Origin of the sequence: Rhizobium ecuadorense (assembly GCF_001187535.1) — a bacterium.
Lineage (GTDB): Bacteria > Pseudomonadota > Alphaproteobacteria > Rhizobiales > Rhizobiaceae > Rhizobium > Rhizobium ecuadorense.
This window is the reverse complement of record NZ_LFIO01001749.1, coordinates 1-257: the sequence shown is the minus strand read 5'-3', so window position 1 is coordinate 257 and position 257 is coordinate 1. Positions and strand designations below refer to the sequence as shown.

Genomic DNA, 257 nt, shown 5'->3' with positions numbered 1-257 from the left:
CTATAACGGCCATATGACCGAACACCGTTATCTGCAGGTTTTCGGGGATACCTCGGATGCATTGCTGCGCCTCATCGGCGTTGATCTCGCCTATGTCGAGGCGGGGCGGAGCTATTACACGGTGGAAACCCACATCCGCCATCTCGGCGAGGCGAAGCTCGGCCAGGCGATCCATTCGACCTGCCAGATCCTCTCCGTCGACGAGAAGCGGCTGCATGTCTTCCACACCCTCCACGACACAGTGACGGGCGAAGCTC

1 protein-coding gene is annotated in these 257 nt (G+C 59.9%); it reads left to right on the top strand.

From position 1 onward, the window contains the following. Positions 1-257: thioesterase family protein (locus AF337_RS35210; protein WP_193393694.1), on the top strand; the 257-nt coding region annotated here is incomplete at both ends.